General features: G+C 67.0%; 17 protein-coding genes. 9 read left to right on the top strand and 8 right to left on the bottom strand.

What is annotated here, in order from left to right; all coding sequences use genetic code 11:
* Window positions 1-9 precede the first annotated feature (9 nt).
* The 5 genes from lptB to kdsD are packed head-to-tail and all read right to left on the bottom strand — an operon-like array spanning window position 10 to window position 3,606.
* A complete protein-coding gene (gene lptB, locus U4Z64_RS04280; RefSeq protein ID WP_044847462.1) occupies window positions 10-786 on the bottom strand; it encodes an LPS export ABC transporter ATP-binding protein in 777 nt (258 codons plus the stop codon).
* Complete coding sequence (gene lptA, locus U4Z64_RS04275; protein WP_059464489.1) at window positions 783-1,448, bottom strand: lipopolysaccharide transport periplasmic protein LptA; 666 nt, start codon at window positions 1,446-1,448, stop codon at window positions 783-785. Before lptA ends, lptB begins: the two co-directional genes overlap by 4 nt.
* Window positions 1,449-1,468: 20 nt before the next feature.
* Window positions 1,469-2,083 carry an LPS export ABC transporter periplasmic protein LptC gene (gene lptC, locus U4Z64_RS04270; protein WP_044847460.1) on the bottom strand — a complete coding sequence of 205 codons (615 nt, stop codon included), beginning with the start codon at window positions 2,081-2,083 and terminating at the stop codon, window positions 1,469-1,471.
* Window positions 2,084-2,086: 3 nt separating this feature from the next.
* Window positions 2,087-2,623 carry a KdsC family phosphatase gene (locus U4Z64_RS04265; protein WP_044847459.1) on the bottom strand — a complete coding sequence of 179 codons (537 nt, stop codon included), beginning with the start codon at window positions 2,621-2,623 and terminating at the stop codon, window positions 2,087-2,089.
* The gene (gene kdsD, locus U4Z64_RS04260; protein WP_044847458.1) at window positions 2,623-3,606 is read right to left on the bottom strand and encodes an arabinose 5-phosphate isomerase KdsD; all 984 of its coding nucleotides are present in this window, start codon (window positions 3,604-3,606) and stop codon (window positions 2,623-2,625) included. Before kdsD ends, U4Z64_RS04265 begins: the two co-directional genes overlap by 1 nt.
* 125 nt (window positions 3,607-3,731) lie before the next feature.
* Between kdsD and U4Z64_RS04255 the strand changes: the two genes are divergently transcribed.
* The 5 genes from U4Z64_RS04255 to purU all read left to right on the top strand — a co-directional run bounded on the left by U4Z64_RS04255 (window position 3,732) and on the right by purU (window position 8,894).
* Window positions 3,732-5,738, top strand: a complete 2,007-nt coding sequence (locus U4Z64_RS04255) for a monovalent cation:proton antiporter family protein (RefSeq protein WP_044847457.1) — start codon at window positions 3,732-3,734, stop codon at window positions 5,736-5,738.
* Window positions 5,739-5,816: 78 nt separating this feature from the next.
* A complete protein-coding gene (locus U4Z64_RS04250; protein WP_011657958.1) occupies window positions 5,817-6,383 on the top strand; it encodes an adenine phosphoribosyltransferase in 567 nt (188 codons plus the stop codon).
* A 33-nt stretch (window positions 6,384-6,416) separates the two neighbouring features.
* Window positions 6,417-7,031 carry a LysE family translocator gene (locus U4Z64_RS04245; protein WP_044847456.1) on the top strand — a complete coding sequence of 205 codons (615 nt, stop codon included), beginning with the start codon at window positions 6,417-6,419 and terminating at the stop codon, window positions 7,029-7,031.
* Between the two features lie 5 nt (window positions 7,032-7,036).
* Window positions 7,037-7,894 (top strand): NUDIX hydrolase, encoded by an 858-nt coding sequence (locus U4Z64_RS04240; RefSeq protein WP_044847455.1) that lies wholly within the window; start codon window positions 7,037-7,039, stop codon window positions 7,892-7,894.
* Between the two features lie 115 nt (window positions 7,895-8,009).
* A complete protein-coding gene (purU, locus tag U4Z64_RS04235) occupies window positions 8,010-8,894 on the top strand; it encodes a formyltetrahydrofolate deformylase (protein WP_044847454.1) in 885 nt (294 codons plus the stop codon).
* Between the two features lie 138 nt (window positions 8,895-9,032).
* On the opposite strand, the gene U4Z64_RS04230 is transcribed toward purU, so the two are convergent.
* Window positions 9,033-10,115 (bottom strand): AI-2E family transporter, encoded by a 1,083-nt coding sequence (locus tag U4Z64_RS04230; protein WP_044847453.1) that lies wholly within the window; start codon window positions 10,113-10,115, stop codon window positions 9,033-9,035.
* A gap of 255 nt (window positions 10,116-10,370) precedes the next feature.
* Complete coding sequence (gene uvrA, locus U4Z64_RS04225) at window positions 10,371-13,256, bottom strand: excinuclease ABC subunit UvrA (RefSeq protein WP_044847452.1); 2,886 nt, start codon at window positions 13,254-13,256, stop codon at window positions 10,371-10,373.
* Window positions 13,257-13,532: 276 nt separating this feature from the next.
* On the opposite strand from uvrA, the gene U4Z64_RS04220 reads away from it, so the two are divergent.
* Both U4Z64_RS04220 and U4Z64_RS04215 read left to right on the top strand, forming a co-directional pair.
* A complete protein-coding gene (locus U4Z64_RS04220) occupies window positions 13,533-14,720 on the top strand; it encodes an MFS transporter (protein WP_044847451.1) in 1,188 nt (395 codons plus the stop codon).
* A gap of 103 nt (window positions 14,721-14,823) precedes the next feature.
* Window positions 14,824-15,372 carry a single-stranded DNA-binding protein gene (locus U4Z64_RS04215; RefSeq protein WP_059464499.1) on the top strand — a complete coding sequence of 183 codons (549 nt, stop codon included), beginning with the start codon at window positions 14,824-14,826 and terminating at the stop codon, window positions 15,370-15,372.
* Window positions 15,373-15,831: 459 nt separating this feature from the next.
* On the opposite strand, the gene U4Z64_RS04210 is transcribed toward U4Z64_RS04215, so the two are convergent.
* Entirely contained in the window at window positions 15,832-16,056 is a 225-nt protein-coding gene (locus U4Z64_RS04210; protein WP_321819332.1) for a hypothetical protein, read from the bottom strand.
* Window positions 16,057-16,296: 240 nt separating this feature from the next.
* Here U4Z64_RS04210 and U4Z64_RS04205 point away from each other — a divergent pair, with 240 nt between their 5' ends.
* Window positions 16,297-17,061: a ParA family protein gene (locus U4Z64_RS04205; RefSeq protein WP_321819331.1), complete on the top strand. Its 765-nt coding sequence runs from the start codon at window positions 16,297-16,299 to the stop codon at window positions 17,059-17,061.
* Window positions 17,062-17,522: 461 nt separating this feature from the next.
* Window positions 17,523-18,104: a TIGR01841 family phasin gene (phaP, locus tag U4Z64_RS04200; RefSeq protein WP_044847447.1), complete on the top strand. Its 582-nt coding sequence runs from the start codon at window positions 17,523-17,525 to the stop codon at window positions 18,102-18,104.
* The last annotated feature ends 373 nt before the right edge of the window (window positions 18,105-18,477 follow it).

The raw sequence follows: 18,477 nt of genomic DNA, 5'->3' as shown, positions 1-18,477 counted from the left end.
ACGGGGGATTTACATGCGGAAGTGTTCGCCGAGGTACACGCGGCGCACGCTTTCGTTTTCGATGATTTCGCTCGGCGCGCCGGCGGCGAGCACCGAACCGTCGCTGATGATGTAAGCGTGGTCGCAGATGCCGAGCGTTTCGCGGACGTTGTGATCGGTAATCAACACGCCGATGTTGCGCTGCTTCAGGAACTTGACGATCTTCTGGATCTCGAGCACCGCGATCGGGTCGACGCCGGCGAACGGCTCGTCGAGCAGGATGAAGTTCGGATTGGTCGCGAGCGCGCGCGCGATCTCGACGCGACGGCGTTCGCCGCCCGACAGCGACAGCGCCGGGTTCTCGCGCAGGTGGCCGATCTGCAGTTCGTCGAGCAGCGCCTCGGTGCGCGACGCGATCGCGTCCTTCGACAGCCGCTTGCCGTCTTCGCCGTGCTGCAGCTCGAGCACCGCGCGGATGTTTTCCTCGACGGTCAGCTTGCGGAACACCGACGCTTCCTGCGGCAGGTACGACAGGCCGAGCGACGCGCGCTTGTGGATCGGCAGCAGGCTGATCGAGCTGCCGTTCAGCGAGATTTCGCCGGCATCCGTCGGCACGAGGCCGACGATCATGTAGAACGACGTCGTCTTGCCGGCGCCGTTCGGGCCGAGCAGGCCGACGACCTCGCCGCTCTTCACGTCGAGCGACACGTCCTTGACGACGGTGCGCGAGCCGTAGCGTTTCTTCAGGTTGCGCACGACGAGCGAGCTCGTCGTGCCGGCCGGCTGGCGGTTCGGAAGCGCGTTCATTGGCCCGGCGCTCCCTGGATCGTGGTCGACGGCGACAGCTTCGCCGGCGCGCCGTTCAGCTGCCCGGGGCCGCCGTTCTTCGGCGACAGCATCGCGCGCACGCGGCCGTTCGGGTTGCCCGGCGCCGCGACGTCCTTGCCGCCCTTCGCGGTGTAGAAGTCGCGCTGGCCGTCGTACGTGATCACGCTGCCGTGCACGGTGTCGGCGATCGTCGACGTGCCCTGCAGGCGCCGCACGGTCGCGGCGGTCGTCAGCGTCGTCAGGTCCTGCTTGCCGTCGTAGTCGATGCGCTCGGCGTCGCCGTCGATGTATTCGTCGAGGCCTTCGCGCTTCTGGCGGAACGTCGCGTGCTTCTTGCCGCTGCCGAACGACGTCGCGTACTGATAGCCTTCTGGATCCTGGCGCACTTCGACGCGGTCGCCCTTGATGATGATCGTGCCCTTCGTGATCACGACGTTGCCGGTCGCGACCGTCACCTGCTTCAGGTCGTCATAGGTCAGGTTGTCCGCCTCGACGTTGATCGGCTTGTTCTGGTCGGCCTTCTCGGCATGGGCGAGCGGCGCCAGCCCGACGAGCGGGAGCGCCACGAGCGTCGCGGCGAGCGCGGCGCGGACGGCGCGCGCAGCGCCGCCGGAATTCTGTCGAGGGAACGGTTCGTTCATGCAGTCACGTGAGGGATGCGTCACCTGGATTGACCTTTCGAGCCGCCGGACGTGTCCGCCGCGGCGATCGTGCCGCGCACGTTGCCGTAAAGCTCGATGACCCGGGTGACGTTGTTGTACTTCATGCCGTCGGTCGCGTTGACGAGCGACAGGCCGCGCTGAAGTTTAACCGGCTTTTCGGTCTGGATCACATCGTCATTGACGAAGATCCGGAAATGCTGGGAATCGGCCTGCATCTGCGGATCGCCGCCGCCGGCCACGCGCAGGATGCGCGCATCGTCGTACAAGTCGACGATCGACACGTCGCCGTTGACGGTGCCGCGCTTCGCGGTGGTCGTCACGACCGGCTTGCCGGGCTGGAACGCGCGCATGGCCGGATCGGTCAGGTCGCTGTTGTCGGTGTCTTCGTAGTGGATCAGCTTCGCGGCCGTCAGCCGGTATTGCGTCGAGCCGGACTGGTCGAGCTCGGTGACGGAAAAGTTGTCCGCGAAATAATCGGGCGTGTGGCGCTTCGGCCGTACGGCGCCTTCGCCGGGCGGCGGCAGCGTCGCCTGCAGCAGCCACCACGTGATGCCCGCGAGCGCGGCGACCGCGACGAGCGGCAGCAGCTGGGTCCAGCGGAAATGCGTGTTCATCCGTCAGGCTCCGCAGGCAGCCGCGAGCAGCGCGTCGTAGCGGCGCTGCGCGCGCAGGATCGCGTCGCAGACCTCGCGCACCGCGCCGTGGCCGCCGCGGGCCTCGGCCACCCAGTGCGCACGCGCGATCACCTCGGGGTGCGCGTTGGCCGGTGCCGTCGCGAAGCCGCAGCGCAGCATCACCGGCAGGTCGGGCCAGTCGTCGCCCATGTAGCCGCAGGCGTCGGCGGTGATGCCGAGCGATGCGATCAGGTCGGCGAACACGGCGAGCTTGTTCTCGACGCCCTGGAACAGGTGCGCGATCTTCATTTCCTTCGCGCGCGCCGCGACGATTTCCGAGCGGCGGCCGGTGATGATCGCGGTCGCGATGCCGGCCTCGCCGAGCAGCTTCACGCCGTGGCCGTCGAGCGAATTGAACGACTTCATCGCGTCGCCGGCCGCGGTAAACAGCAGGCCGCCGTCGGTCAGCACGCCGTCGACGTCGAAAATCATCAGCTTCACGCGGCTCGCGCGTTCGGCCGCAGTCAGCGCTGCGCTCATCAGATCACCTTCTTCGAAAACAGGTCGTGCATGTTCAGCGCGCCGATCAGCGCGCCGTCGGCATCGACCACCAGCATCTGGTTGATCCGGTGGCGCTCCATCAGTTCCACGGCCTCGACCGCGAGATGGTCGGGGCCGATCGTGCGCGGCTCGCGCGTCATCACGTCGACGATCGGCAGCGTGCGGAAATCGCCGTCGCGCGCGAGCACGCGGCGCAGGTCGCCGTCGGTGAAGATGCCGGCCACGCGGCCGTCGGGCTCGACCACGGCGGTCATGCCCAGCCGCTTCGCGGTGATCTGGAACAGCGCGTCCGACAGCGTCGCGTCGAGCCCGACGCGCGGCACGTCGTCGCCCGAGCGCATCACGTCGCGCACGTGGGTGAGCAGGCGCCGGCCGAGCGCGCCGCCCGGATGCGAGCGCGCGAAATCCTCGGAGCCGAAGCCGCGCGCGTCGAGCACCGCGACGGCGAGTGCGTCGCCGAGCGCGAGCGCGGCGGTCGTGCTCGCGGTGGGGGCGAGATTCAGCGGGCAGGCTTCCTTCGACACCGCGGCGTTCAGGTTCACGTCGGCGAGCGTGCCGAGGCTCGATTCCGCACGGCCCGTGATCGCGATCAGCTTCGCGCCGATCCGCTTCACGAGCGGCAGGATCGCGACGAGTTCTTCCGACTCGCCGGAATAGGAGATGCCGATGAAGACGTCGTCCGACGTGACCATGCCGAGGTCGCCGTGGCTGGCCTCGGCCGGATGGACGAAGAAGGCCGGCGTGCCGGTGCTGGCGAGCGTGGCCGCGATCTTGCGGGCGATATGCCCCGATTTGCCGATGCCGGATACTACGACGCGGCCGCGGCAGCCGAGCAGCAGCGCGACGGCCTGGACGAAGTCGCCGTCGAGCTGGTCGCGCAGCGCGCGCACGGCGTCCGCCTCGATGTCGAGCACGTCGCGGGCGAGCGCGAGCGCCCGGTCATCATTGATTTTCGCTATCATGCGCGGAGTATAGCAAAGGCGTTTGTTCGCCGCGCCGCGCCTTCGGACACGTCCGATGCCGCTTGCCCACCGCCACCACCCGCGCCCGCCTTGCCGTGGCCCCGACGAACGAGGACGCTTCGCCCGTGATTTCCCCGCTCGAAATGACCCTGCTGCTGCTGCTGGCCTCGGTAGTGGGTGTCGTCGTATTTCGCTCGCTGAACCTGCCGCCGATGCTCGGCTACCTGACCGTCGGCATCCTGGTCGGCCCGCACGCGTTCGGCATCGCCGCGGACCTCGAACGGGCCGAGCATCTCGCGGAATTCGGCGTGGTGTTCCTGATGTTCTCGATCGGCCTCGAATTCTCGCTCGCGAAGCTGCGGGCGATGCAGCGGCTCGTGTTCGGGCTCGGGCTGCTGCAGGTGGTCGCGACCCTCGCGCTCGCGGTCGTGCTCGGGGCGTTGTTCGAGCGCTGGGTGCACATCACGTGGCAGGGCAGCGTCGCGCTCGGCGGCGCGCTCGCGATGTCGTCGACGGCGATCGTGTCGAAGATGCTCGCCGAGCGGCTCGAGATCGAGACCGCGCACGGCCGCAACATCTTCGGCGTGCTGCTGTTCCAGGATCTCGCGGTGGTGCCGCTGCTGATCGTGATCGCCGCGTTCGGCGCCGAGTCGTCGAAGGATCTCGCGCTCACGCTCGGGTTCGCGGCCGTCAAGATCGTGATCGCGCTCGCACTGCTGCTGATCGTCGGCCAGCGTTTCATGACGCGCTGGCTCAACGTCGTCGCGCGGCGCCGCTCGCAGGAACTGTTCGTGCTGAACCTGCTGCTCGTCACGCTCGGCGCTGCGTTCATCACCGACCGCTTCGGCCTGTCGCTCGCGCTCGGCGCGTTCATCGCGGGGATGCTGATCTCCGAGACGCCGTTCCGGCATCAGGTGGAAGAGGACATCAAGCCGTTCCGCGACGTGCTGCTCGGCCTGTTCTTCGTGACGACCGGGATGCTGCTCGATCCGCGCGTGATCTGGGAGCATCCGTTGCTGGTGCTCGGCTTCTTCGTCGGGCAGATCCTGTTCAAGGGGACGATGATCGCGGGGCTCGCGCGGCTGTTCGGCGCGACGCCGGGCGTCGCGATGCGCACCGGCATCGGCCTCGCGCAGGCCGGCGAATTCGGCTTCGTGCTGCTGAACCTGATCCTCGACCGGCATCTCGTCGATTCGACGCTGCTGCAGGCGATCCTCGCGTCGATGCTGCTGTCGATGCTCGCCGCGCCGTTCCTGATCCAGAACGCCGACCGGATCGTGATGCGGCTGTCGTCGACGGAATGGATGCAGCAGTCGCTGCAGATGACGCGGATCGCGACGCAAAGCCTCAAGCAGCGCGGCCACGTGATCATCTGCGGCTACGGCCGCGCGGGGCAGAACCTCGCGCGCATGCTCGAGCAGGAAGGCATTTCGTACGTCGCGCTCGACCTCGACCCCGATCGCGTGAGCGCGGCCGCGACGGCCGGCGAATCGGTCGTGTTCGGCGACGCGGCGCGCCGCGAGTCGCTGCTCGCCGCCGGTATCCATCGCGCGGCGGCCGTCGCGATCACGTATGCGAACACGCCGTCGGCGCTGCGCGTGCTGCACCACGTGCACGAGCTCGAGCCGACGCTGCCGGCGATCGTGCGCACGGTCGACGATGCCGATCTCGAGAAGCTGCTCGCGGCCGGCGCGACCGAGGTGATTCCGGAGATCGTCGAGGGCAGCCTGATGCTCGCGTCGCACACGCTGGTGCTGGTCGGCGTGCCGATGCGCAAGGTCGTGCGGCGCGTCGAGGAAATGCGCGACGAGCGCTACAGCCTGCTGCGCGGCTATTTCCGCGGCGCCGACGACACGGACGACGACGATCACGAGCAGGTGCGGCTACAATCGGTGCCGGTCGACGCACGCGCGGATGCGGTCGGGCGCTCGCTGGAGGAACTCGGGCTGTATGCGCTCGGGCTGGAAGTCACGGCGATCCGCCGGCACGGCATCCGCGGCGTCGAACCCGACCCGCAGACCAAGCTGCGCGCGAGCGACATCGTCGTGCTGCGCGGGCTGCCCGAAGCGCTCGCGCTCGCGGAGGAACGGCTGTCGCGGCATCGGCGCGAGCCGCCGGCCGCGCTCGCCTGAGTCGCGCTTCGATAACCTGACCCGTATTTATTCGAAACGGTGCCCGATCTTCGCGCACCGTTTTTTTCGGAGAGTTTCATGCCGCATTCGTCGCCGGGCGCACCGCTCGATCCGGTCGCCTTCATCCACAGCCAGATCCGCACCGTGCCCGACTGGCCGCAGCCGGGCGTGCAGTTCCGCGACATCACGACGCTGCTGCAGAGCCCGAAGGCGCTGCGCATCCTCGTCGACCTGTTCGTCGAACGCTATGTCGATGCGAAGCTCGACTACGTCGCGGGGCTCGACGCGCGCGGCTTCATCATCGCGCCGATCGTCGCGTACGAGCTGAGCGTCGGCTTCGTGCCGATCCGCAAGGTCGGCAAGCTGCCGTACAAGACGCGCTCGGAATCGTACGACCTCGAATACGGCAGCGCGACCGTCGAGATCCATGAAGACGCGTGCCGCCCCGGCGACCGCGTGATCATCATGGACGACCTGATCGCGACCGGCGGCACGATGATGGCGGGGCGCAACCTGCTGCAGCGGCTCGGCGCGGTCGTCGTCGAAGGCGCGGCGATCATCGACCTGCCCGATCTCGGCGGCTCGACGCTGCTGCGCAACGCGGGGCTGCCCGTCTATACCGTCACCGAATTCGCCGGCCACTGAACCACCGGAGCCGGCCCACGCCGCGAGGTCACGATGCCCAACTTCATGCTGTTTCTCGCCACGTCGATCGCGATCACGTTCGCGCCGGGTCCCGACAACCTGCAGGTGCTCGCGCGCGGCATCTCGCAGGGCCGCGCGGCCGGCTTCGTCGCCGCGCTCGGCTTCACGGCCGGAATCCTGTTCCATACGACGCTCGCGGCGCTCGGCGTCGCGGCGGTGCTGCGCTCGTCGCCGGTCGCGTTCCAGACGCTGAAGCTCGCGGGCGCCGCGTACCTCGTGTGGATCGGCATCAAGGCGCTGCGCAGCCAGGGCCTCGCGAACGCGCACGAGCGCCCGCCGCAGCCGCTTGGCGCGATCTTCCGGCAGAGCGTGATCGGCAACCTGATGAACCCGAAGGTCACGTTGTTCTTCGTCGTGTTCCTGCCGCAGTTCGTCGATCCGCACGGCGTGCAGGGCGTGACGCTGCAGATGTTCGAGCTCGGCGCGCTGTTCATGCTGCAGACGGCCGCGATCTTCTCGCTGTTCGGCGTCGGCGCGGGCGCGATCGGCACATGGCTGAAGCGCCGCCCGAAGGCCGGTGTGTGGCTCGACCGGATCGCCGGCGCGACCTTCATCGCGATCGGCATCCGCGTCGCGCTGAAGGACTGAGCCCGATGACGTTTCCGTGCATTGCGGCCGCGCGCCGCTTCGATCCGGCCGCGCACCTGCGTTTCGAGATCGCCGGCGTGGCCGTGGGCTGGGTGCGCCGCCAGGACATCGCGAAGCTCGCGCGCTGGCCCGACGTGTTCGAGCTGACGGACGCGCGCGTCGTGCTGTCGGCGCGCTATGACACGGTCGACGCGCGCAGCATGGCGCTCGCGAGCGCGATCGGCGCGCTGGCGGCCGAAGGCGCGATTCCCGGCTGGCGCGACGAGATCTATGCGATCCGCAACCGCTTCGACGATCCGCCGCTCGCGTACATCGAGCGCGCCGCGTCGCGCTTCTTCGGCACGCAGACTTATGCGGTGCACCTGAACGGCATCGTAGAATATGCGGCTGCGCCGGGTTCGCCCGCCGCGCCGCAGATGTGGCTCGGCCGCCGCAGCGCGACCAAGGCCACCGACCCCGGCATGCTCGACAACGTCGTCGCGGGCGGCATCGGCTGGGGCCTGGGCGTTCACGAGACGCTCACGAAGGAATGCTGGGAAGAGGCCGGCATGCCGGCCGAACTGGCGGCACGCGCGATCGCGGGCCGCGCGGTGCAGGTACTGTGTTCGCTGCCGGAAGGCACGCAGTCCGAACTGATCTTCGTGTACGACCTGCCGCTGCCGCGCGACTTCGCGCCGCACAACCAGGACGGCGAAGTGGCCGAGCACCTGCTGGCCGGCGTGCCCGAGGTGATCGGCTGGCTGCGCGAAGGCCGCGCGACGATGGATGCGAGCCTCGCGATGCTCGACACGCTGCTGCGCCACCGCTGGCTATCGGCGGCGGACGCCGCGGGCATCGACGCGCTGTTCGCGCCGGCCGCCTGACGCGCCACCTGGCGAGCCACCTGAAGGCGCCGCCTGCCTGCCCGGGCTCGGGCCCCAGGGTGAGGCCGGACGAACGGCCTATTTGACGAATACCGAAACGAAGGGAGTAGCGGTCATGTCGACCGATCACAGCTTTATCTTGAAACTGTCGTGCCCCGACCGGCATGGCATCGTCCACGCGGTCTCGGGCTTCCTGTTCGAGCGCGCCAACAACATCCTCGATTCGGCGCAGTTCGGCGACAGCCGCACCGGCGAGTTCTTCATGCGCGTGCACTTCGTGCAGGACGGCGACGGTGCGGATGCCGCGTCGGCGCTCGACACGCTGCGCGAGGAATTCGCGCCGCTCGCCGAGCAGTTCGGGATGCGCTGGGAAATGCACGACGCGGCCGTGAAGCCGCGCGTCGTGATCATGGTGTCGAAGATCGGCCACTGCCTGAACGACCTGCTGTTCCGCTACCGCACCGGCCAGCTGCCGATCGAGATTCCGGCGATCGTGTCGAACCACAAGGAGTTCTACCAGCTCGCCGCCAGCTACAACATCCCGTTCCATCATTTCCCGCTCGTCGGCGGTTCGTCCGATGCGGCGAAGGCCGCGCAGGAAGCGCGGGTGCTGGAAGTGATCGACGAACACCAGGCCGATCTCGTCGTGCTCGCGCGCTACATGCAGATCCTGTCGCCGAACATGTGCCAGCAGCTCGCCGGCCGCGCGATCAACATCCACCATTCGTTCCTGCCGAGCTTCAAGGGCGCGAAGCCGTACTACCAGGCGTTCGACCGCGGCGTGAAGCTGATCGGCGCGACCGCGCACTACGTGACGACCGACCTCGACGAAGGCCCGATCATCGAGCAGGAAGTCGAGCGCGTCGACCACAGCATGACGCCCGACCAGCTCACCGCGATCGGCCGCGACGTCGAGTGCGTGACGCTCGCGCGTGCGGTGAAGTGGCACGTCGAGCACCGGATCGTGCTGAACGGGACGAAGACCGTCGTGTTCCGCTGATCGGCTGATCGGTGACGCGCGCCGGCCGGCCTGCGCAGGCCGTCGGTTGCCGCAAACAAGAACGCCGCGCCCTTGACGGGGCGCGGCGTTTTTTTATCGCGTGATGCGCGGGGATCGGGTTGCGTCGGGTACGGCGCGTCAGATCAGCCGCAGCATGTACAGCTCGCGCTTCATGTACGCATAGAAGATCGGCGCGGCGATCACGCCCGGCAGCCCGAACGCGGCTTCCATGATCAGCATCGCGAGCAGCAGCTCCCACGCGCGCGACTCGATCTGGCCGCCGATGATCTTTGCATTCAGGAAGTATTCGAGCTTGTGGATCACGACGAGGAACGCGAGCGACGCGATCGCGGTGCCCATGCTGACCGACAGCGACACCGCGACGATCAGCGTGTTCGAGATCAGGTTGCCGATCACCGGCAGCAGGCCGACGATGAACGTGACGAGCACCAGTGTTTTCGACAGCGGCAGCCGCTGGTGGAAGATCGGCAGCGCGACGAGCAGGTAGATGCCGGTAAAGGTCGCGTTGATCGCCGAGATCTTGATCTGCGCGAACACGATCCGGCGGAACGATTCGGCGAAGCGCGACACGCGCGTGACGAGCGCGGTCGACAGCGGCCGGCGCACCTTGCCGTGCTCGACGCCGATCGCGATCATCGCGCCGATGATCATCCCGAACACCACGTGGCCGAAGCCGCGCGCGACGCTCTTGCCGCCTTGCTGGAGCTGGTCCATGTGCGAGTGCATCAGCAGCGCCGCCTTGGTCTTCATCTGTTCGACGTCGACCGGCAGCAGGTTCGCGATCCAGGCCGGCGTGCGGGCGCGCGTCTGCTCGACGATCTGCATCAGCTGGCCAAGGAGGCTCTGCAGGTTCGGCACCGTGTGCTCGAAGTGGTCGATGATGCCGATCGTGAGGCCCGTGAGCCCGCCGACGATCGCGATCGACAGCAGCACGACGGCGACCCAGCGCGCGCGCATGCTCGTGGTGTGGCGTTCGATCACCGGGGCGATCGTGTGGATCAGCTGATAGACCAGCATGCCGGCCAGCAGCCCGCCCAGCAGCTTGAGTTCGATGACGAGCACCATCGCGACGAGGGCGAACAGGTAGCTGCCGATCTCGATCGCCGACAGCTTCGGCAGGCTGAAGTCGCTCGTCAGCCGCACGCTGCGCAGGTGCGGCTCGCGGTTCTGCGCGTCGCGCGACTCTTGTTGCTTCTCCATCATGGATTCCTGTCGTTCGTGTGCCGTGCCGCGCGGTGGGCGACACGGCGGCGATCGCCCGGCGCCGCACCGGATTGGTGCGGATGGCGAACCTTACGACCGTAAAGTATAGCTGCCATTATGGTCCGCCACGGGGCTGTTTGGCTCGTGGTGTAAACGCAGAGGGGAAAACCGCAGAAGGGAAAACGAGGAGGCCGGCGCCGCCCCGCTGCCGGGCGCGCGCGGCCGGGCAGCCGCGCGCGGGAACGGAAAGTGTCAGCCGGCCGCCGCCTTGCGGGCCGGGCGCTTGAGCAGCGGCGCGAGGTACTTGCCGGTGAAGCTCGCCTTGGTCTTCGCGACCTGCTCGGGCGTGCCCTGCGCGATGATCTGGCCGCCGCCGGCACCGCCTTCGGGGCCGAGGTCGATCACCCAGTCGGCCGTCTTGATCACGTCGAGGTTGTGCTCGATGATCACGACCGTGTTGCCCTGGTCGCGCAGCCGGTGGATCACCTCGAGCAGCAGCGCGATGTCGTGGAAGTGCAGGCCGGTGGTCGGCTCGTCGAGGATGTACAGCGTGCGGCCCGTGTCGCGCTTCGACAGCTCCAGCGACAGCTTCACGCGCTGCGCCTCGCCGCCCGACAGCGTCGTGGCCGACTGGCCGAGGCGGATGTAGCCGAGGCCGACGTCGAGCAGCGTCTTCAGCTTGCGGGCGATCACCGGCACCGCGCTGAAGAATTCGTACGCGTGTTCGACCGTCATGTCGAGCACTTCGCTGATGTTCTTGCCCTTGTACTGCACTTCGAGCGTTTCGCGGTTGTAGCGCTTGCCGTGGCACACGTCGCACGGCACGTAGACGTCCGGCAGGAAGTGCATCTCGACCTTCAGCACGCCGTCGCCCTGGCACGACTCGCAACGGCCGCCCTTCACGTTGAACGAGAAGCGGCCCGGATCGTAGCCGCGCTCCTTCGCGGTCGGCACGCCCGAGAACAACTCGCGGATCGGCGTGAACAGGCCCGTGTAGGTGGCCGGGTTCGAGCGCGGCGTGCGGCCGATCGGCGACTGGTCGACGTTGATCACCTTGTCGAAGTGCTCGAGGCCCTCGATCGCCTCGTGCGGCGCCGGCTCGGCCGACGAGCCGTACAGGTGGCGCGCGACCGCGTGATACAGCGTGTCGTTGATCAGCGTCGACTTGCCGGAGCCCGACACGCCGGTGATGCAGGTCAGCAGGCCGACCGGCAGTTCGAGATCGACGTGCTTCAGGTTGTTGCCGTGCGCGTCGACGATGCGCAGCATCCGCTCGGGATCGGGCGCGAGCCGCTCGTCCGGATACTCGATCGTGCGCTTGCCGACCAGATACTGGCCCGTCAGCGACTGCGGGTTCGACTGCACCTGCTTCGGCGTGCCTTCGGCCACGATCACGCCGCCGTGCTCGCCGGCGCCCGGGCCCATGTCGACGACGTAGTCGGCCGTGCGGATCATGTCCTCGTCGTGCTCGACGACGATCACCGAGTTGCCGAGGTCGCGCAGGTGCTTGAGCGTCGCGATCAGGCGGTCGTTGTCGCGCTGGTGCAGGCCGATCGACGGCTCGTCGAGCACGTACATCACGCCGGTCAGGCCCGAGCCGATCTGCGACGCGAGCCGGATCCGCTGCGCCTCGCCGCCGGACAGCGTTTCGGCGCTGCGCTCGAGCGACAGGTAGTCGAGGCCGACGTTGTTCAGGAAGGTCAGGCGCGCGACGATTTCCTTGATCACCTTGTCGGCGATCTCGCGCTTCGCGCCGTCGAGCGACAGGCCGTCGAAATAGCCGAGCGCGTCGCGCAGCGGCCAGCCGCTGATTTCATAGATGCCGCGCGCGTAGTCGCCGGTGCCGACCCGCACGTGGCGCGCCTCGCGGCGCAGCCGCGTGCCGTCGCACGACGGGCACGGCTGGTTGTTCTGGTATTTCGCGAGCTCTTCGCGCACCGCGACCGAATCGGTCTCGCGGTAGCGGCGCTCGAGGTTCGGGATGATCCCTTCGAACACGTGCTCGCGGATCGTCGTGCGGCCACGCTCGTTGATGTACGAAAACGGGATCGTCTGCTTGCCCGAGCCGAACAGCAGCACCTTGCGGATCTTTTCCGGCAGGTCCTCGAACGCGGCGTCGATGTCGAATTCGTAGAACGCCGCGAGGCTCTGCAGCATCTGGAAGTAGAACTGGTTGCGGCGATCCCAGCCCTTCACGGCGCCCGCGGCGAGCGACAGCGACGGGTGCGCGACGACCCGCTTCGGGTCGAAGAACGTGATCTGGCCGAGGCCGTCGCATTCCGGGCACGCGCCCATCGGGTTGTTGAACGAGAACAGGCGCGGCTCGAGCTCCTGCAGCGAGTACGAGCAGATCGGGCACGCGAACTTCGAGCTGAACAGGTGTTCGTGGTCGGTATCCATCTCCAGCGCGATCGCGCGGCCGTCGGCGAGGCGCAGCGCGGTCTCGAACGATTCCGCGAGGCGCTGCTTCATGTCCGGGCGCACCTTGAGACGATCGACGACGACGTCGATCGTGTGCTTGTCGTTCTTCTTGAGCTTCGGCAGCGACTCGACCTCGTAGATCTTCGCGACGCCTTCGTTCGCGGTGCCGCCGCCCGAGCGCACGCGAAAGCGCACGAAGCCCTGCGCCTGCATGTCCTCGAACAGCTCGGCGTGCTCGCCCTTGCGGTTCGCGACGACCGGCGCGAGGATCATCAGCTTGGTTTCCTCGGGCAGCGCGAGCGCCGCGTCGACCATCTGCGACACGCTCTGCGCCTCGAGCGGGATGTCGTGGTCGGGGCAGTACGGGGTGCCGACCCGTGCGAACAAAAGTCGCAGGTAGTCGTGGATTTCGGTGACCGTGCCGACGGTCGAACGCGGGTTGTGGGACGTCGCCTTCTGCTCGATCGAGATCGCGGGCGACAGGCCCTCGATCAGGTCGACGTCGGGTTTCTCCATCAGCTGCAGGAACTGGCGGGCGTACGCGGACAGGCTCTCGACGTAGCGGCGCTGGCCTTCGGCATAAAGGGTGTCGAACGCGAGCGACGACTTGCCCGACCCGGACAACCCGGTAATCACGATCAGCTTGTGGCGCGGCAGGTCGAGATTGACGTTTTTCAGGTTGTGGGTGCGTGCCCCACGGATACGGATCTGTTCCATGAACCTGGCGAAAATGGAGGGAACCAAACCTGCTACTATAACGGCTTTTCGAGGCCGTCGTTGGGGGCCCCCAGCCTTTGCAGCAGCTGGCAGCAAGGCGGTGTCCACGCCGGGAAGGCGGCCGCGCCGCACGGCGCGAGGCGGCCCGCAGGCTGCCTGCCCGACGTCCCGGAAAGCGGCCCCGGAAAGCGCCTGCCAGGCCTGCCGGGCCGGTGGCCCTGATCTTCCGCCGCCCGCCGCCGGGCGGACATTCCGATCATTCGAAATTCATTCCCGATGTCCAATCCGTCCGCCACGTCTTCCCGCATGAGTGCGCCCGAACTGCGCGCGACCACGTCGCTCGCGGCGATCTTCGCGCTGCGCATGCTCGGCCTGTTCATGATCATGCCGGTGTTCTCGGTCTACGCGAAAACCATCCCGGGCGGCGACAACGTGCTGCTCGTCGGCATCGCGCTCGGGGCGTACGGCGTCACGCAGTCGCTGCTGTACATCTTCTACGGGTGGGCGTCGGACAAGTTCGGCCGCAAGCCCGTGATCGCCACCGGCCTGCTGATCTTCGCGCTCGGCAGCTTCGTCGCCGCGTTCGCGCACGACATCACGTGGATCATCGTCGGCCGCGTGATCCAGGGGATGGGCGCCGTGTCGTCCGCGGTGCTCGCGTTCATCGCCGACCTGACCTCCGAGCAGAACCGCACGAAGGCGATGGCGATGGTCGGCGGCTCGATCGGCGTGTCGTTCGCGGTCGCGATCGTCGGCGCGCCGATCGTGTTCCACTGGGTCGGGATGAGCGGGCTGTTCGCGATCGTCGGCGTGCTGTCGATCCTCGCGATCGGGGTCGTCGTGTGGATCGTGCCGGACGCGGCGAAGCCCGTGCACGTGCCGGCGCCGTTCGGCGAGGTGCTGCACAACGGCGAGCTGCTGCGCCTGAACTTCGGCGTGCTCGTGCTGCACGCGACGCAGACGGCGCTGTTCCTCGTCGTGCCGCGCCTCTTGGTCGACGGCGGGCTGCCGGTCGCCGCGCACTGGAAGGTCTACCTGCCGGTGATGGGGCTCGCGTTCGTGATGATGGTCCCGGCGATCATCGTCGCGGAAAAACGGGGCAAGATGAAGCCGGTGCTGCTCGGCGGCATTCTGGCTATCCTGATCGGCCAATTGTTGCTCGGCAGCGCTCCGCATACCATCCTGATTGTGGCGGCGATCCTGTTCGTGTACTTCCTGGGTTTCAACATCCTGGAAGCGTCGCAGCCGTCGCTCGTGTCGAAGCTCGCGCCCGGGTCGCGCAAGGGCGCGGCCACGGGCGTCTACAACACCACGCAATCGATCGGGCTCGCGCTCGGCGGCATCGTGGGCGGCTGGCTGCTGAAGCACGGCGGCGCGAACACCGTCTTCTACGCGTGCTCGGGGCTCGTGGCGGCGTGGCTTATAATCGCGGCCAGCATGAAAGCGCCGCCGCGCAAGGCCTGAACCTTCTTTTCGGGCAGGCACCGGCGGCGCTCGCCGGCTTGCCCGGCGGGCCGCTCCGACGACATTCGCGGGCGGCCCGGCATCGAATTTACTGGAGAAACACATGGCATCCGTCAACAAGGTCATCCTCGTCGGCAATCTCGGCGCCGATCCTGAAGTCCGTTACCTGCCGAGCGGCGACGCGGTTGCGAACATCCGTCTCGCGACGACCGATCGCTACAAGGACAAGGCAAGCGGCGATTTCAAGGAAATGACCGAGTGGCACCGCGTCGCGTTCTTCGGCCGTCTCGCCGAAATCGTCAGCGAGTACCTGAAGAAGGGGTCGTCGGTCTATATCGAAGGCCGCATCCGCACGCGCAAGTGGCAGGGCCAGGACGGCCAGGATCGCTACTCGACCGAAATCGTCGCCGACCAGATGCAGATGCTCGGCGGCCGCGGCGGTTCGGGCGGCGGCGGTGGCGGCGGTGACGAAGGCGGTTACGGCGGCGGCTACGGTGGTGGCGGCGGCCGCGGCGGCGAACAGATGGAACGCGGCGGCGGCGGCGGTCGTGCCGGCGGCGCGCCGCGCGGCGGTGCAGGCGGTGGCCAGAGCCGTCCGAGCGCGCCGGCAGGCGGCGGCTTCGACGAGATGGACGACGATATTCCGTTCTAAGCAGAACGCCGGTTCCCGATGTAAAGAGGGGCCCGAATCTCCACGCTGAATCACTGGTTCAGCCTGGATCTTCGGGTCCTTTTTTCGTTTACGCGTTTTTTTGGGGTTTGGGCGGAACGTGCCCGATCGGGCGTGAGGAGCGTCGTGGTGGCGTCGTGCAAGGCGGGGAGAAGCCGCTGGCGCCGGCCGCGTCGGATGGGCGAGACTTGAGAATGGACTCCCCGTCAGCGGACGTTCGTCGTCGCGGGCGCGATGGCCCTGACGTCTGTTGTGCTTACGTGGCGAGCATGCCGACCGCAAACTTCAACCGACGCAACCGCGCCGGTGAGCAGGTTTCCTGAAGCCCTGCAACGGCGCATTCCCGACATGGGGGCCGTGGCATTCACACCCGAGTCACCTGCTTCGGACGGTGCGAACCATGACAAGAGCGGCGCCGTGGCCGCCGCAGAACAGAACCGCTTACGCTTCCGTGACGATCGCGACCAGATTGCTGACGCGCTCGACGGATTTCCCACCCTGCGGCCAACGGACCAGCGCGTCGCTACCGTTGATCGACAGGATCACGCCATCGCTGCGGTCCACGGCACCCGTGAACGTGACACGGTTTACTTTTGCCGACGGCGAAAACGACGCCGCGCTGCGGCCCGGCAGCAGATCCATCAGGAACGAAAATACGGGGTACACGACTGCTCCTTCGCAAGCTTGAACTACGGGTTTTCCCTAGTTTAACAGTTCGGATGTTGCGTCGCAACATTAGCCCTTGTGCCCGTTCCTCGTGCGCGCGTCTTCCGTCGTGATTTCCAGTCGTTCGTCGCGCCGCTCAGCAAATCTCCCGGGCGGCGCGTGTATCTGATCGATGTCACGCGGCCGCCACGATTGACCGGCTAAGCTCGATTTTTCGACGTTTCGATCGAAGGAGACACAATGCGGCGGGTCGTATTCAACCAGAAGGGCGGGGTGGGCAAGTCGACGATCGTCTGCAACCTGGCGGCGATCAGCGCGAGCGAAGGGCTGCGCACGCTCGTCATCGACCTCGACGCGCAGGCGAATTCCACGCACTACCTGCTCGGCGACCGGGCGACCGACGCGCATCCCGGCGTCGCCGAATTCTTCGAGACCGCGCTGACGTTCAACTTCCGGCCGGTCGACGTCGCATCGTTCATCCATCCGACGCCGTTCGACGGGCTTGACGTGATGCCCGCGCATCCGGACCTCGACACGCTGCACGGCAAGCTCGAGTCGCGCTACAAGATCTACAAGCTGCGCGACGCGCTCAACGAGCTCGACACGTACGATGCCGTCTACATCGACACGCCGCCCGCACTGAACTTCTACACGCGCTCGGCGCTGATCGCGGTCGAGCGCTGCCTGATTCCGTTCGACTGCGACGACTTCTCGCGCCGCGCGCTGTACACGCTGCTCGAGAACGTGAAGGAAATCCAGCAGGACCACAACGCGGCGCTCGAGGTCGAAGGGATCGTCATCAACCAGTTCCAGCCGCGCGCGAGCCTGCCGCAGCGGCTGGTCGACGAACTCGTCGAGGAAGGGCTGCCGGTGCTGGCGTCGCGGCTCTCGGCATCGGTGAAGATCCGCGAGTCGCATCAGCAGTCGACGCCGGTGATCCATCTCGAGCCGGCACACAAGCTCGCGCACGAGTTTCGCGCGCTGCATCGCGAACTGGTCGGGTGAGAGTGTCGCCGCTGGCCCGGCCCGGCGGTTTATATACGATCATTGAATTCGTCATTAATAATCCCGGTAACGATTTCAAAATAAATCTGGAAAAACGATTACAGGGGAATCCGCCCTATTTTCCAATGCGCACCTGTTTTTCATATAACCGGAATAATAACGGGGTAAATGTTACGGACGTCGCGGTGCGCCATGCCGTAAAAAAGTAAAAATCATTTCGGGACAAGGCGTTGCGACGCGGCCCCATTGTGTGCGGGCGCAGATTGCGAGGAGATCAACCCGATCGATCAGGGTTTTCACCTAGTATTAATGCCATTTAATTGACAATTAATCCATCTAGAATGGCAATCTTCAACTCCCCGCAGTCAATCGTGCCTGCGGGTTGTGAATAAGGAAGCGGACCTTGATCTGGCTTCCATTTTTTTCGTTCGTCTCTCGCATTGCTAACAGGAGCGTGCCCGATGTCCGTATTTGCCCCCGAAAAATTCGCCGCCGATTATCAGTCCGGAATTGCCGCCTGGTTCGCGATTGCCCGTCCGGCAATTAATGGTTTCGAGGCCGTCGTCGAACTCAACCTGCAAGCGGCCAAGACGGCGCTCGAGGAATACGAGGACAAGCTGAAGAACGCGTTCAACGCGAGCAACCCGGCTGCGGGCTTCGCGCAGCAAGTCGCCGCACCGCAGGAAGCGGCCGGCAAGGCCGTCGCGTACGGTCGCCATCTGTTCGACATCGCGGTGTCGACGCAGGCCGAGTGGGCGAAGGTCGCGCAGGCGCAATACGAGCAGAACGACAAGCGCGTGAAGGAGGTGGTCGGCGAGCTGACGAAGCATGCGCCGGCCGGTTCGGGCGCGGTGGTCGCCGCGCTGAATTCGGCGCTGTCCGCGGCGACTGCCGCGGCAGACTCCGTGCGCGCAGCGACGGGGCAGGCAATCGAAGCCGCACAAAGCGGTTTCGACGCGGTCAGCGAAACGGCGACGCGCGGTGCCAAGCAGACGGCGGCTGCCGCACGCAAGGAAGCCGCTTCGCGCGAATCGGCTGCATGAGCGCGTGTCGCGCGCAGGCGCGACACCATTGATCGAACGGCGCCGGCGGGCGCCGGCCGCCGCGTGTGCCGCGTGGTGGCCGGCGGCGTCCGGCTCGCCGCAGCGTGTCCGGGCCCGGCTGGAGCGGGCGAACGGGTGGCGCGCATGAAGGCGCGAGCCCTGAGCCGCATCGCGGGCCGTATGGCGCTCAAGCGCCGACGTCGGCCGCCGTGCCGCCCGGCCCCGGCACGCGATACAGCATGCAACACGGATCGACCCACTGATTTCGATGCAGGAACAAAACATGACGGACGTAGTGATCGTATCGGCCGCGCGGACCGCGGTCGGCAAATTCGGCGGCTCGCTCGCGAAGATCGCGGCACCGGAGCTGGGC

The sequence above is a fragment of the Burkholderia sp. BCC1996 genome (assembly GCF_905339955.1).
Lineage (GTDB): Bacteria > Pseudomonadota > Gammaproteobacteria > Burkholderiales > Burkholderiaceae > Burkholderia.
Note: the sequence above shows the minus strand (reverse complement) of the source record. Positions and strands in the feature narration are given on the sequence as shown.